The following is a 14,755-nucleotide window of genomic DNA, read 5'->3' as shown; positions in this document are numbered from 1 at the left end:
ATTCATTGTAGATGAAAAAACAATCAATTATATAAAAGAACATAGTAAAAAGGAATATACAATTTATGAAGCAGATGAAGATGCGCAGTATGATAGCGTTTATGAAATAGATTTAAATACGGTCAGACCAACGGTTGCATTTCCACACCTACCAGATAATACAAGAACTATTGATCAAGTAGGAGAGGTAAAGATTGATCAAGTCGTGATTGGTTCTTGTACAAATGGAAGAATAGAAGATTTAAGAGTAGCCGCAGAAATATTAAAAGGAAGAAAAGTTGCAAAAGGAGTTAGAACGATCATATTCCCAGCAACGCAAAAAATTTATTTACAAGCAATAAAAGAAGGATTAGTTGAAATATTTATCAATGCAGGAGCCGCATTTAGTACACCTACCTGTGGACCGTGTCTTGGAGGACACATGGGGATTTTAGCTAAGGGCGAGCGTGCTATTGCCACAACAAATCGTAACTTTGTAGGAAGAATGGGTCATCCAGAGTCAGAAGTATATCTATCAAGTCCAGCAGTAGCAGCAGCTTCAGCAGTAACAGGGGAAATTACAAATCCAGAAGAACTTTAAGCGTTTTGCAATTTGTTTACAATAGGAGGAAAAATAAATGAAAAAAAGAGGAAAAGTTTTTAAATATGGAAATAATGTAGATACAGATGTAATCATACCAGCAAGGTATTTGAATACTTCAGATCCAAATGAACTTGCAAAATATTGTATGGAAGATATTGATGCAAGCTTTGCACAAAAGGTGAAAAAAGACGATATTATTGTGGGCAATAAAAATTTTGGATGTGGTTCTTCAAGAGAACATGCACCGATTGCAATAAAAGCAAGTGGTATATCTTGTGTGATTGCAAGTACATTTGCAAGAATCTTTTATAGAAATGCATTCAATATAGGACTTCCTATATTAGAATGTGAAGAAGCCGTAAAAGGAATTGATGCACAAGATGAAGTAGAAATTGATTTTGAGACAGGAAAAATTGTAAACATCACAAAGAATACGAGTTATCAGGCGGAGCCTTTTCCACCATTTATACAAGAGATTATTGCAAATGATGGGCTTGTGAATTATGTTAAAGAGAAATTAAAATAGAGAAAAATGGGAGGTTACAATAATGAATTATAATATAGCAGTTATTCCTGGAGATGGAATTGGACCTGAGGTAATAGAACAAACGGTTTTGGTGTTAGATAAAATAGGAGAGATATATGGTCATAACTTTAATTATACAGAAGTTTTAGCTGGAGGATGTGCCATTGATAAAACAGGGGAGCCTCTTCCAGAAAAGACGGTAGAAATTTGTAAGAGCAGTGACGCTGTACTACTGGGAGCTGTAGGAGGACCGAAGTGGGATAATCTTCCTGGAGATCAAAGACCTGAAAGGGCATTGCTTGGAATTAGAAAGGCTCTGGGACTTTATGCAAATCTTCGTCCTGCAATTTTATTTGAACAACTGAAAGATGCTTGCCCCCTAAAGCCTGAGATTATAGGAGATGGACTAGATATTTGTGTTGTTCGTGAACTTACAGGAGGGATATATTTTGGTGAAAAGGGAAGAAAAGATACCCCTATGGGAGAAGCAGCCTATGATGTAGAAATATATAGCGTGGAAGAAGTTAGAAGAATCGCAAAACATGCTTTTGAGATTGCAAGAAAAAGAAATAAAGTATTAACCAATGTGGATAAAGCAAATGTATTAGAAAGTTCTAGACTTTGGAGAAGTGTTGTGATCGATGTAGCAAAGGATTACCCAGATGTTACATTAAATCACATGTATGTAGACAATGCAGCGATGCAACTTGTTAGAAATCCAAAGCAATTTGATGTGATGGTGACAACCAATATGTTTGGAGATATACTATCTGATGAAGCGAGTATGGTTACAGGTTCTATAGGAATGCTTCCTTCTGCAAGCTTAGGAGGGAATATAGGCATGTATGAACCGATTCATGGTTCTGCACCAGATATAGCAGGAGAGGACAAGGCGAATCCTATTGCTACCATTCTTTCTGTTGCTATGATGCTTAGACATTCATTTGACTTAGAAAAAGAAGCGGCTATTATAGAAGATGCTGTAAAGAAAGTATTAGATCAAAACTATCGCACAGGGGATATTTATAGTGAAGGACAAAAACTTGTAGGAACGAAGGAAATGGGTAGATTGATTATAGAAGCATTGTGTTAATGTAGTATAAAAAATTTAAGAGATCTTTATAAAAATGATTTATATTTTACTTATTGTGTAAAATATAAATCATTTTTTAATAAAGAACTTTAGAGAAATGTTTACTAGAAAAAATATGGGACTACATAAAAAGAATACAATATTATAAAGATTTGTTGTAAAATAAGGATAAGGTAAAGTATGAATGTGTAGAGAAATTTTTATAGTGTAGTAGAAGAAAAAATGGGGGGGAAATGATTATGCAAATTTGGTTTATATTTTCTTTAGTATTTGCATTGATAGTGGCTTTGTTTGCAGTATTAAATTCAGATGTTGTAACGATCAACCTTTTATTTTCGAAATACCAGCTTTCACAATCTGTTGTTATTTTAATATCTGCAACTTTTGGGGCGTTGATTGCTTCTTTTATTAGTGTATTTAGTAAAATAAAAGGGAGTTTGAAAACAAGAGAGTTAAAGAATAGCATTAAACAATTAGAGAGCAAGGTAAATGAATTAGAGGATCACAATAAAACCTATGCATTAGAAAATCCTATAAAGGAAGAAACTACATTAAATGAACCTCTTGATTTTGAAAAGAAAGCGTAAAATAGAAAATATGAAGGGATACAGGTTATTTAGTGAAAGCATAAAAGAATAAATATTATTTGTGGTGATTATATTGAAGGACATATCAATTTATGATATACTTACTTCAATAAAAATAAATAAGACAGTTCGACACCATCCTGTCTATAAATAAAACTAGGACCAAGCTACCGTTTTGGGTAGTTTTTTGTTTATGGGGCCGTGGGCCCTTTTTTATTGGAATGGAGGAATATTATGAAAAGAATTGGTTTAACAACTACCGTACCTGTAGAGGTTTTATTTGCAGCAGGCTACCATCCTATAGATTTAAATAATCTTTTTATTACATCAAAAGATTACATGAAATATATAGATATAGCAGAACGTGATGGGTTTCCGAAGAGTTTATGTGCATGGATCAAAGGAATCTATGGAGCGTGTATAGCCCATGATATAAAAGAAATTGTAGGCGTAATGGAAGGGGATTGCTCTAATACGAAAGCGCTTGTGGAAGTACTTTTATTAAGAGGAATAAAGGTATATCCATATTCATTTCCTCATAGTCATAAACAAGAAGATGTAAAAGAAGAAATAGATAAGTTTATGAATATTTTCAATGTAAATTTAGAAGAAGTTGAGAATATAAGAGATAGATTAAATAAAATTAGATATTTGGCAAAGGAAATCGATCAATTGACTTATATGGATCAAAAAGCAAAGGGGTTTGAAAATCATTTATATCAAGTAAGCTTGAGTGATTTTGGCCAAGATATAGATCAGTATGAAGAAGAAATGGAAAAAGTCATTGAAAAAATAAGAAAAAGAAAGGCGAATAACAAAAAAATCAGATTAGGATATATAGGGGTGCCTCCTATGACAGCGGATATATATGCTTTTGTAGAAAATTTTGATGCACATTTTGTCTATAACGAGGTGCAAAGGGAATTTGCTTTTCCAAGAGCTTATGAAGCGAGAAGTATATTTGAGCAATATTATGATTATACCTACCCCTATGATATTCACTTTAGAATAAAGGAATTAAAAAAGCAAATAGCGGAGAGAAAGTTAGATGCCATCATTCACTATACACAAGCTTTTTGCTATAGGGCAGTGGAAGATATTGTAATCAAAAAAGAACTAGATATTCCAGTATTAAATGTAGAAGGAGATCAGTTAAATGCATTAGATGCTAGAACAAAACTAAGAATTGAAGCATTTTTAGATATGATAAAAGATGCAAAGGATGGTGCAAAATGGACGTGTTAGGGATAGATCTTGGAAGCCGTGAAGTGAAAATTGTCACCATGAAAGAAAATAAAATAATCAAAAATATGAAAGTAAGTACTATGTCATTTTATAGAGATTATTGTAGTTTTGATGGGAAAATAAAAGTAGATTTAGAGAAACTTCATATTGATAAAATAGACTATGCCATATCAACAGGGTATGGAAGAAACAATACGGATTTAAATAAGTTTCAAGCAATCAATGAAATAAAGGCCCATGTTTATGGGGCATTTTATCAAACAAAGCTTAGGGACTTTATCCTTCTAGATGTGGGAGGGCAAGATGTCAAGGTTGTAAAGGTAGAAAAGGGTATGATTACAGACTTAGAGCTGAATGAAAAATGTGCAGCTTCCTGTGGGAGATATTTAGAGAATATGGCAAATGTACTTGAGATATCTCTACTGGAGATGAGCAAATATCATGAAAATCCTGTTCGTTTAAATGCAACTTGTGCTGTATTTTCTGAATCAGAATTGATTGGGAAAATAGCTGAAGGGGTAGATAGAAAAAATTTATGTGCAGGGGTAAATTTTTCTTTGTATAAAAGATTACACCCTTTGTTAAATAAGTTCAAAGGAAGAAAATTAATCTTAACTGGAGGGGTCGCAGATAATCATGCATTAAAGGTGTACCTTAAAAGTGATTATGATCAAATCATTTCCGTAGAACACCCTCAATATAATGGCGCAATAGGGTGCTGCTATTATGGAAGCAATACTTTAAAAATGGAGGAATAATATGTATCTTTTAAAAGCAGAGCACAGCTTTGATAGTGCCCATTTTCTTGCAAACTATAATGGGAAATGTAGAAATATTCATGGACATAGATGGAAAGTTATCGTTGAAGTTCAAGCAGAAACATTAATAAATGAAGGGCAGCTTGATGGAATGGTTGTGGACTTTGGGGATTTAAAAAAGGATGTAAAAGAGATGGTTGATCATTATGACCATGCGCTAATTATACAAGAAAATACCATGAGAAGAGAAACCTTAACTTATTTAATAGAAGATGGGTTTAAGATTATAAATGTAGCATTTAGACCAACAGCTGAGAATTTTGCATATCTTTTCTTTAAAACTATGGAAAAAAGGAGATATAACGTGAAAAGAACCATTGTATATGAAACACCTACGAATTGTGCAACTTATGAAAAAAGTGAGGGGAAGATATGTATAAGGTAGTTGAAAAGTTTGTAAGCATTAATGGAGAAGGAAGACGAGCGGGGCAATTGGCTGTATTTATTCGATTTGCAAATTGTAATTTAGATTGCAGTTATTGTGATACAGCATGGGCAAATGAAGATGATGTAGCCTATACACTTATGACAAAAGAAGAAATCGTTGAAGCTATAAAAGCTACAGATGTTAAAAATGTCACGTTAACAGGTGGAGAACCGCTACTTCAAGATGAAATATTTGAATTGATTGATTATTTATCGAAAGACCAAGAGTTATTCATTGAAATAGAAACAAATGGAAGTGTTTCCATAAAAGAATTTTCAAAGATAACAAATCGTCCGCTATTTACAATGGACTACAAGCTGCCATCAAGTAACATGGAAGAGAAGATGCTTATAGATAATTTTCATCATATAAAAAAACAAGATATAGTAAAATTTGTAGTAGGAAGTAGCTCTGATTTAGAGAGAGCAAGAGATATTATTGATCAATACCAATTAACAAAGAAATCCAATGTGTATATAAGTCCAGTTTACGGAAAAATTGATTTGGATGCGATGGTGGAATTTATGAAAAAGTATAAAATGAATGAAGTTACAATGCAAGTACAACTGCATAAAATCATATGGGGAGCAGAAGCAAAAGGTGTTTAAAGATTGAAGATAAAGTGGAGGGACAAAAGATGAATAGAGAAAAAGCATTGGTCATATTTAGCGGAGGGCAGGATAGTACAACCTGCTTGTTTTGGGCAAAGAAAAAATTTAAAGAAGTCATTGCAATATCTTTTGATTATAATCAAAAGCACAAACTAGAGCTTGAATGTGCAAAGGAACTTTGTAAAAAATATCATGTAGAACATCATATACTAGACTTAAACCTTTTAAACCAATTAGCACCTAATTCTTTAACAAGAACGGATATTGAAGTGGATAAGGATGCACCGAAAGAGGGGCTACCCAATTCCTTTGTGGATGGAAGAAATATGCTTTTTTTAACATTCGGTGCAATTTTTGCAAAGCAAAGGGGAATCTATCATATGGTAACGGGTGTATCTGAAAGTGATTATAGTGGATATCCAGATTGCAGAGATGTATTTATAAAATCTACCAATGTGACTTTAAATTTAGCGATGGATTATCAATTTGAGATCCATACACCCCTTATGTGGATCAATAAGGAAGAAACATGGAAGATGGCAGATGATTTAGAGGTTCTTCATATTATTAAGGAAGAAACTTTAACTTGTTACAATGGTATAAAAGGAAATGGTTGCGGAGAATGTCCCGCTTGTTATTTGAGGAAGAAAGGATATTTGGATTTTAAAAAATCTAGAGAAAATTGATGAAGGTGGAAGTGTTATAAACCATCGAAAAAGAATATGGGCGGTACTAAAAAGAAACTCTGCATAGAAGAGTTTCTTTTCTTACTCATAAACTTTCCCAAATTTAGAAATAGGTAAAATTCTTACGAATACTTTTCCTTGAATTCTTGCTCGGTCTACAAGACCGATCATTCTACTATCCATGCTGTTATTTCTATTATCACCCATAACAAAAATTTTATTTTTAGGGATTTCTTTAATAAAAACATTGCCAAGAGTACAATTTCCATCAATATAGTTTTCTGTTAATGATTCGCCATTTACATAAACTTTTCCATTTCCTATTAATAATTGATCGCCTTCAACAGCAATGACTCTTTTTATTAAATTTTTTGTCTTTCCGAGCTTGATCCTTTTTATTAAATTAAAATTCTTGAGTTCTTCAGCAGAAAATTGCAAATCAGACTTAAAAGAAATAATATCTCCACGGTCAATTTTATTTGTTTTTTCTAAGATTAAATAATCATGATCATTTAAAGTTGGATTCATAGATATACCATCAACTTGCAATGGCATTATAAAAGTTGTAATAATAAGCGCAATAACAATAGATATTATAATTGTTTTTACCCATTCTAATATTTCTTTCATCATATTATCCTCCTTGGGTATGTTTTAGGTAATTTTACTTTACATATTATATCACAATTATAGTTTCTTATAAGATACAGACAGAAAAAATTTTATTTTGGATGGAGGAAAGTTTCTATTTAAAGCATTGATAGTGCCTTTATTTGCAGTATTAAATTCAGATGTTGTAATGATCAATCTTTTGTTATTTTAATATCGGCAGCTTTTGGGGTGTAGACTGCTTGATTTTGAAAAGAAAGGCGATTTGGATTTAAAACAATAAAACAATATGTGAAGCTTTAAATAAAAGACTACTTCACCTTAATATGCTAGGTAGAAGTAGTTTTTATTATCTTTAATCTCGCAACATCCTATCTAGCTTCTCAATATTAACAGGATAACCAATTTCTCTTGTCGTATCCATCATAGCATCAATATTTTCAAAAGGTGTTTCCACAGGCAAACTACACCCAGACATAATAACATATCCCTTTGGGCTATCCCAAGCTTGCTGAACACATTCAACAACCGCTCGTCTCACGTCTTTAGGGCTCCCACCATACATGATGGAAGCAGGATCCACATGACCTAAAATTTTCACTCGATCCCCAATTTGATTCTTACATTTTTTCAAATCAACTACATTGTCGATACTGAATCCAGCCACACCCATACTAACAATATCTTCCCATATTTTATCTGTCTTTCCACAGATATGCATAGTCACACCCTTGCCCTTGCTATTAATAAACTCAACGAACCTCTTTAAATAAGGCATTCCAAATTCACGAAAATGCTTAGGACTCACAACTGTACAAGACGACATAGGCTCTGAAATAGTCGGGGTAAGTCCTGTATCAATAATGGCCTGAGCGTAACGTATACATGTTTCTAGTGAAACTTCACACAATTTATGTACTGCTTGCGGATTTTTGAAAAAGAGTTTGATCATTCTTTCAATACCAATTAAGAAAAAAGCATTTGTAAAGGGTCCTACCACACCACCAGCACAGGGCACTTCATTTCCTACCTCATCTAACAGATATTTCATCGCTTCAATATGCATAGGAAGTCTTCCATCTTTATAGGGATCAGCAGGCTGTAATTGTGATATTTTAGAAATATCATCAATGGCAGGTCTTTGTAAATCAGCAGTATTATCTTCTGGAAAATTCACCTTTGCTCCAATGGCTTCTGCCCATGGAAAAAGGTCTGTAAAAATTCTTACGCCATCATATCCAAATCTTCTATAAGAAGCGATTTGCGCATTGGCAATAGCCTTTGCACTTGTATTAAATTCTGATATCTTGCACCCATAAATACGGGCAACCCCATTAGCTACATTAGGGTTGCAAGGCAATCGATCGACTTTTTCCCCTTTACCAAGCGCAATGGCTCGCTCCATGGGAGTCATTTTATCCTTTAGCATTGTGTACCCTCCCATGCTAACTCTTTAGCTACCTTTGCAGCTTCTCCAGCACTATTTGTATAGGCATCTGCACCGATTTTGTCAGCAAAGTTCTGAGAAATAGGGCCGCCTCCTACCATTACTTTAAATTGATCCCTTATATTTTCTTTTTTCAATATTTTTATAACTTCTTCCATTCCAACCATGGTCGTAGTCATAAGGGTTGATAAACAAATAATTTGTGCACCTATTTCCTTTGCTTTTTCCACAAAATCCCTTGGGGCAATATCTCTTCCTAAGTCGATCACATCAAAACCAGCAGTTTCCATCATGATTTTTACCAAGTTCTTACCAATATCATGGGTATCCCCTTCAACTACACCAATAACTGCCTTATATTTCTCGCTTTCCTCACTTCTTACAATATGAGGCTTTAATGTATCTAGTCCAGTATACATACTATCAGAACACATTAATAATTCTGGAATATAATATTCTTCCTCCTCATATAACTGACCTGCTTGTTCCATCCCTTTAGCTAAGCCTTCATTTATTCCTTCTAGGGCATCGAACTTGTTTTCTATATACCTGCTTGCCACCTCTTGTACACGCTCTTCTTCCATCTCCACAACACAATTCGCCAAATCTTGCAAAAGACTTTTTTTTAGATCACGCATGTCCTTCTTCCTCCTCTTTTTGTTTCCTATTTATTTTTATAAATTATCCATAGATAAACAAAATTAAAATTTACGATAAGAAAGGATATTCATACCAGCTATATAATATTTCTTATCTATTCTCTTTTAATCATAAAATGCTTAAAATTGATCTTTCCCAACCATCTATCTACTTGCTCACTTTTACTTAATACCCCTGAAACGATTGCTGTTAATGGTATGGTAAAAATAAGACCAATACTTCCAGCTAATGCTCTAATAACCTCTGAAGCGATATGGTCTCTTGTAATAATTTGTATCAAAGATATATCATAAGTAGATAATAATAACATAAGATTTAGACTGCTTCCTACATAAGCTAAAATTAAGGTGTTTGACATTGTTCCCATAATATCGCGTCCGACATTCATTCCAGCAGAGATTAACGCATCTGTTGTAATTTTAGGACTAGCTTGCTTTATCTCATGCATAGCTGAAGCAACAGACATACCTACATCCATAGTAGCACCAAGAGAACCAATAATAATCCCTGAAAATAACAAGCCTTTAAAATCTATATTTTTTGAGTAAAGAATTAAATGTACAGATTCTTCATTTCCTAATCCTGTAAGATTTGCCATAGAGCCAATCATCAAGGACAAAACCCCAGCAATGATTACGCCACCTGTAGTTCCAATAATAGCAGATAGTGTTTTTTTATTGATTCCACAAACGATTAATAAGGTTATAATAATCACAACAGCACAAATACATGTAGAAACAACTATTGGATTATATCCTTTAAGAATCATTGGAAGGAGGACTTTTACGATTGCCCAAATAGTAAATATCAAAGTAAAAATAGCCTTCAAGCCTTTGAAGCCTCCTACAATAAGCAAACCGCCTAAAAAAATCACGAATAGATACAGTAGTGATATTTTTTCCTTTAATAAACGATCTATTGCTAAATGGGGTACAATTAAATGAAAGATTAACAGCATACCCATCATGTATATCCATGGAGTAAATTTGTTTTTGAACATGAATACGCTCCTTCTAAAATAATGAATACTAATTTTTCCATTTCAATAATTGGCTTTCTATCTTATCAAAGCAGTAAGTGATCCCTGTTACAACCATTCCTATAAAAATAATCCCGACTACTACTCTTGGATAGTCAGCAAAGTCAGAAAAATATTTTACATACCAACCTAAACCTGATGAAGCACCAATCATTTCGGCAGAGGTTAATAAAATAAATGACAGCACCAAACCTACAGTTGTTCCACTAATAATGGAAGGCAATACCCCAGGAAGAATAATTTTAAATAACATGGTGTGTTCTTTCACATTTAAAACTTTAGCTGAATCAATAATTCTTTTATCAATATTGAATGTTCCATTTAATGTATTGATAAATATTGGCCAGAATGCTCCAATAAAAATAATAAAAATAGAAGCACTTTTAAAAGTAGGCAATATAGCGATTGCATAGGGAATATAAACAATAGGAGGTATAGGGCCTAATACCTTTGTCAAAGGGTTTACAGCTAAAAATAACCTTTTTCTCCATCCTATAATCAATGCCAATGGAATAGCAGTAACTAATGCCAACGTATATCCAATGGTTAAAAGATACAAAGAACTTGACAGTCCATCTAAAAGGGTGGGGATCTCTGACAAAAACACTGCGACAACTTCTCCTGGCATTGGAAAGAGCAAATTATGAAGTATATCTAGCTTTGTAGTTAATAGCTCCCATATCAAGATACATCCATATACAAGGGCTGTGATATCCCCGAGAGATTGTCTTTTCTTTTCATCCTTTTTATAAATCATATTTAAAGAATACAATAATTCTATACCTATGATTATTCCAATTAGTTCCTGGGTATAAATAATTTCACTGCTTCTTTTTGCTGGCAATAATAATTCTAGTCCTATGATTGCTACAAATAATATATTGGTTATATTCAATACTCTTCTCATTTACGATGCCTCCCAAACTTCGCTTTCTGTTCCATTGATCAAATCATCAAATAATAACTGTACCAACATATGTCTTAATTCTGTATATGTATTGTTTTTACTTAGAATAGACCTATTTCTTGGTCGACTAAAATCTACATTGATTTCTTCTTTAATAGATTTACTATTTGCAGACATCACAATAATCCTATCTGATAATAAAACAGCCTCATCAACATCATGGGTAACAAAAACAACTGTTTTTTTCTTTTTTCCATTATTCCAAAGATCTAAAAGCAATTCCTGTAAGGCCATCCTGTTCTTAGCATCTACAGCGCTAAAAGGTTCATCCATTAGTAGAATATCAGAATCCATAGCAAAAGCCCTTGCGATCGCAACCCGCTGTTGCATACCACCAGATAATTGAGATGGATATTTATGAGAAACTTCCTTTAATCCTACAAGGTCTAAATATTCATCTGCAATTTTTTCAATATCCTTTTGATTTCTATTTTTATCTAATTGTTGTAATCCAAAAATAATATTTTTTCTAGCACTCATCCATGGAAACAATGAATAGTGTTGAAAAACAACACCACGTTCATTACCCGTTCCTGTAACTTCTTTATTATCTAGCAAAATCTTTCCGTAAGAGGGGAAATTGAGCCCTGCAAGAAGACTTAACAAAGTGCTTTTTCCACAACCACTAGGGCCAATAATGCTTACAAATTCTCCTTCTTTGATAGATAGATGCACATCTTTAATAACAGGAATAATCAAATTTTCCTCTTCATAACCAAATGATATATTTTCTAAGTCGATCTTATACACAATACCACCCTTTCAAGAAAAATTTTAAGGGCAAACTTATATATTTATATAAGATTACCCTATTTTTTTCTTATTGAATTATGATTCTAGTTATACTTGTTGAAGTCAGATAATAATCTTTTATAATTTTGATTATCAGGATTTTCTTTCAAAACCCTATCTAAGGCTTTCTTATAAATATCTGTATTAATATAATCTTCAATATTCTTATCAGAATCTATAAAACCAGTTTCTTTCATGATATTCCAATATTTAATGGTTGATTTTTTAAGTGGGTCTGGACTAGTAATCATAGTAGCATCTTCTGCATATGTTTCCTTCCACAAATATTTCTTATCAACCTTTACATATTTAGCTGTAATATCCACTGTTTCTTCTTGATTGGTTTGGTAAAAATCAAATGCTTTTATTAATGCTACTAAGAAATTTTCCCAAAGTTCTGGATCTTCATTAAGTTTTGATGTTAACACATGTTGACGACAGCATACATTATTTTCTAATAAATCGGTTATATGCATGGCAATCTTTACGCCTTGATCTTCAGCCATTGCTACAAATGGTGTCCATATAAGACCCGCATCGACGCTTTCTTTTTTAACAGCTTCCATAGTAGCCGCAGGTGACTCCATTTCTATAATTTCTACATCACCCTTTTTCCAATCAATTCCTTGATCCAATAATGCACCTCTAAATATTACATCTGCTGTAGATAATCTAACCGTGGCTACTTTTTTTCCCTTATAATTCTTTAAATCTTTCATCTCTTCATATTTTTCTGGTTTACTAACAACAGCACATGCTCCTGAATTTTGGCCTCCAATAATAGATACATCTACATCTTTTGCAATAAATGCAAGCGGTGCTGATACGCCAAAACTACCAACATCAAGCTTACCTGCTGTAATGGCATTTAGTCCTTCAGCTGAATTTGTAAACTGAAATAATTCTGCATCAATACCTTGTTCTTCGAAAAACCCTTTTTCTTTTGCTACAAAATAAAGTAAATGCTCAGGTGATGCCAGATAACCTATGTTCATTTTTTTTAGAGATTCATTGTTGCTAGAGGGTTCATTACTCACAGCCTCTTGATTGTTACTGCAACCAGTCATCATCACACTTCCTAGTAAAGTAATTATCATTAAAGCAATAATACCTTTTTTCATTCGTCAATTCTCCTTTTCTATATAAAAATTTTGTCGTTTTTAGTTTATCTATAAAAATTTCCTACGTCCAATTCAAAAATCTAATGTATTTAAATTGTGGGATAGGTTTTTCCTATTTGACATACCAAAAACCCTGTTTTCAACCTAGAACAGAATCTATTAGATTAGATTTTATGAATAATCCACTAAATAAATATACTGAAAAAGCACTTAAAGATACCATCGTGAAGTCTCAAAGATCTTTTGAATGTCCAGTCTATATGCGAGACTGCTAATGCTCTTTATCTATGGTTTATTGGATCTGGCAGAACTATAAAATCATGGGTGTGCATAAATAATATCTATAGAAATAAAAATAGTATAGAAAAAAACAATTTGAATGATAAACCGTCAATTTGTAAACTGAAAATAGGAAGAGTGTATAAGGTTATAAAAGGAGGCTTAGAAGTGCTTAAAGATCAAATGACACCCCTCGAGCGTGCAAAAGCATTAGCCAAGGGAGAACCTGTTGATAGATTTCAATGCAATCCAAATTTATCAAATGGGATTGCGAGGGTATATGGCTGTAAAATATCGGAATTTAACCATAGTTCTAGGCAATTAGCCAATGCAGTCATTGCTACGCATAGGAGATTTCATGGAGACGGCGCAAAAGTATTTACAGATTTATTTACTTTAGCAGAAGCTATGGGAGCAAAAATGAAGTTTCCAGATGATAATACAGTAGATTTACTAGAACCAGCCATTTCAGATGTTTCGCAAATAGACTATCTGGAGCCAGTAAATCCTTATAAGGATAAAAGGCTACCTCTTCATATAGAGGCAATGAAGTATGTTTATGACGAAATTGGTCATGAAGTGCCTTGTTCAGCACTTGTTGTTGGTCCTTTTACTAGTGCATGCTTCTTAATTGGTGTAGAGAAAACCACAAAATTAATGCTGAGAAATCCAGAAGCAGTACATAAATTATGTGAAGTATCTTTACAAAGTTGTATTAATTTTGCACAAGCAGCAATCGAACAAGGGGTGGGTATTAGTATTGCAGAGCCAATGAGTTCATGTACAGTAATTAGTCCAAAGCATTTCAGAACGTATTCTGCTCCTTACTTCAAAAGATTTGTTGATTTCTTAAAATCAAAAGGAATTGGAACATCTACCCATATATGTGGTAAAACAGAAGCGATATGGGAAGACTTAGCGGATATGGGTTTTGGTGCGATCAGTGTGGACAATGTGGTGGATCTAAAAAAGTGTACTGAAATGGTGGGAGATCGTATGAAGATAATGGGACATGTAGATCCATCATCTGTCATGTATTCAGGAACAAGAGAAGAAGTAAGAAAAGAAACCATTAAATGCGTACAACAAGGATGGCGATCCAAAAAGGGATATGGCATTATGTCTGGATGTGGTTTGCCAGTAGAAACACCCATAGAAAATATTGATGCCATGCTAGATGCAGCAAGAGAGATCGGATGGCCTGTTACAGATGAAAAGCTAGAAAAACTATTAAGTGTTGACAAATATAAGTAAGAGGTGCTCAG

General features: G+C 33.3%; 17 protein-coding genes. 10 read left to right on the top strand and 7 right to left on the bottom strand.

All coding sequences use genetic code 11. The features are described 5' to 3' along the window. The 9 genes from EV214_RS12105 to queC all read left to right on the top strand — a co-directional run. On the top strand, positions 1 to 580 hold a 580-nt coding region (locus EV214_RS12105), incomplete at its 5' end, for an aconitase family protein (protein ID WP_243116645.1). Positions 581 to 617: 37 nt separating this feature from the next. After that, positions 618 to 1,109 (top strand): 3-isopropylmalate dehydratase small subunit, encoded by a 492-nt coding sequence (gene leuD, locus EV214_RS12100; protein ID WP_132246133.1) that lies wholly within the window; start codon positions 618 to 620, stop codon positions 1,107 to 1,109. 22 nt (positions 1,110 to 1,131) lie between these two features. Beyond that, positions 1,132 to 2,202 carry a 3-isopropylmalate dehydrogenase gene (gene leuB / locus EV214_RS12095; RefSeq protein WP_132246131.1) on the top strand — a complete coding sequence of 357 codons (1,071 nt, stop codon included), beginning with the start codon at positions 1,132 to 1,134 and terminating at the stop codon, positions 2,200 to 2,202. Between the two features lie 239 nt (positions 2,203 to 2,441). Then, entirely contained in the window at positions 2,442 to 2,789 is a 348-nt protein-coding gene (locus EV214_RS12090) for a LapA family protein (RefSeq protein ID WP_165916354.1), read from the top strand. A gap of 234 nt (positions 2,790 to 3,023) precedes the next feature. Next, on the top strand, positions 3,024 to 4,034 hold the full coding sequence (locus tag EV214_RS12085; protein WP_132246127.1) for a 2-hydroxyacyl-CoA dehydratase family protein: 1,011 nt from the start codon (positions 3,024 to 3,026) through the stop codon (positions 4,032 to 4,034). Beyond that, positions 4,022 to 4,792 (top strand): acyl-CoA dehydratase activase, encoded by a 771-nt coding sequence (locus EV214_RS12080; RefSeq protein ID WP_132246125.1) that lies wholly within the window; start codon positions 4,022 to 4,024, stop codon positions 4,790 to 4,792. The genes EV214_RS12085 and EV214_RS12080 overlap by 13 nt, the downstream gene beginning before the upstream one ends. Position 4,793: 1 nt before the next feature. Further along, on the top strand, positions 4,794 to 5,237 hold the full coding sequence (queD, locus tag EV214_RS12075) for a 6-carboxytetrahydropterin synthase QueD (protein WP_132246123.1): 444 nt from the start codon (positions 4,794 to 4,796) through the stop codon (positions 5,235 to 5,237). After that, positions 5,225 to 5,887, top strand: coding sequence for a putative 7-carboxy-7-deazaguanine synthase QueE (gene queE / locus EV214_RS12070; protein WP_132246121.1), 663 nt, complete (start codon positions 5,225 to 5,227; stop codon positions 5,885 to 5,887). Before queD ends, queE begins: the two co-directional genes overlap by 13 nt. Next, positions 5,860 to 6,576 carry a 7-cyano-7-deazaguanine synthase QueC gene (gene queC / locus EV214_RS12065; RefSeq protein ID WP_132246119.1) on the top strand — a complete coding sequence of 239 codons (717 nt, stop codon included), beginning with the start codon at positions 5,860 to 5,862 and terminating at the stop codon, positions 6,574 to 6,576. The genes queE and queC overlap by 28 nt, the downstream gene beginning before the upstream one ends. 81 nt (positions 6,577 to 6,657) lie before the next feature. Here the strand turns inward: queC and lepB are convergent, their stop codons facing one another. The 7 genes from lepB to EV214_RS12030 all read right to left on the bottom strand — a co-directional run bounded on the left by lepB (position 6,658) and on the right by EV214_RS12030 (position 13,211). Continuing rightward, entirely contained in the window at positions 6,658 to 7,206 is a 549-nt protein-coding gene (gene lepB / locus EV214_RS12060; RefSeq protein WP_243116643.1) for a signal peptidase I, read from the bottom strand. 334 nt (positions 7,207 to 7,540) lie between these two features. Continuing rightward, complete coding sequence (locus EV214_RS12055) at positions 7,541 to 8,614, bottom strand: uroporphyrinogen decarboxylase family protein (RefSeq protein WP_132246115.1); 1,074 nt, start codon at positions 8,612 to 8,614, stop codon at positions 7,541 to 7,543. Beyond that, on the bottom strand, positions 8,608 to 9,270 hold the full coding sequence (locus EV214_RS12050; RefSeq protein ID WP_132246113.1) for a corrinoid protein: 663 nt from the start codon (positions 9,268 to 9,270) through the stop codon (positions 8,608 to 8,610). The genes EV214_RS12055 and EV214_RS12050 overlap by 7 nt, the downstream gene beginning before the upstream one ends. 116 nt (positions 9,271 to 9,386) lie before the next feature. Further along, the gene (locus EV214_RS12045; RefSeq protein ID WP_132246111.1) at positions 9,387 to 10,292 is read right to left on the bottom strand and encodes a YibE/F family protein; all 906 of its coding nucleotides are present in this window, start codon (positions 10,290 to 10,292) and stop codon (positions 9,387 to 9,389) included. A 28-nt stretch (positions 10,293 to 10,320) separates the two neighbouring features. After that, entirely contained in the window at positions 10,321 to 11,238 is a 918-nt protein-coding gene (locus EV214_RS12040) for an ABC transporter permease (RefSeq protein ID WP_132246109.1), read from the bottom strand. Next, positions 11,239 to 12,048, bottom strand: a complete 810-nt coding sequence (locus tag EV214_RS12035) for an ABC transporter ATP-binding protein (RefSeq protein WP_132246107.1) — start codon at positions 12,046 to 12,048, stop codon at positions 11,239 to 11,241. An 86-nt stretch (positions 12,049 to 12,134) separates the two neighbouring features. Continuing rightward, a complete protein-coding gene (locus EV214_RS12030; RefSeq protein WP_132246105.1) occupies positions 12,135 to 13,211 on the bottom strand; it encodes an ABC transporter substrate-binding protein in 1,077 nt (358 codons plus the stop codon). 447 nt (positions 13,212 to 13,658) lie between these two features. Here EV214_RS12030 and EV214_RS12025 point away from each other — a divergent pair, with 447 nt between their 5' ends. Beyond that, positions 13,659 to 14,744: a uroporphyrinogen decarboxylase family protein gene (locus tag EV214_RS12025; RefSeq protein ID WP_243116642.1), complete on the top strand. Its 1,086-nt coding sequence runs from the start codon at positions 13,659 to 13,661 to the stop codon at positions 14,742 to 14,744. Positions 14,745 to 14,755 lie beyond the last annotated feature (11 nt).

Origin of the sequence: Marinisporobacter balticus (genome assembly GCF_004345705.1) — a bacterium.
GTDB lineage: Bacteria > Bacillota > Clostridia > Peptostreptococcales > Thermotaleaceae > Marinisporobacter > Marinisporobacter balticus.
Note: the sequence above shows the minus strand (reverse complement) of the source record. Positions and strands in the feature narration are given on the sequence as shown.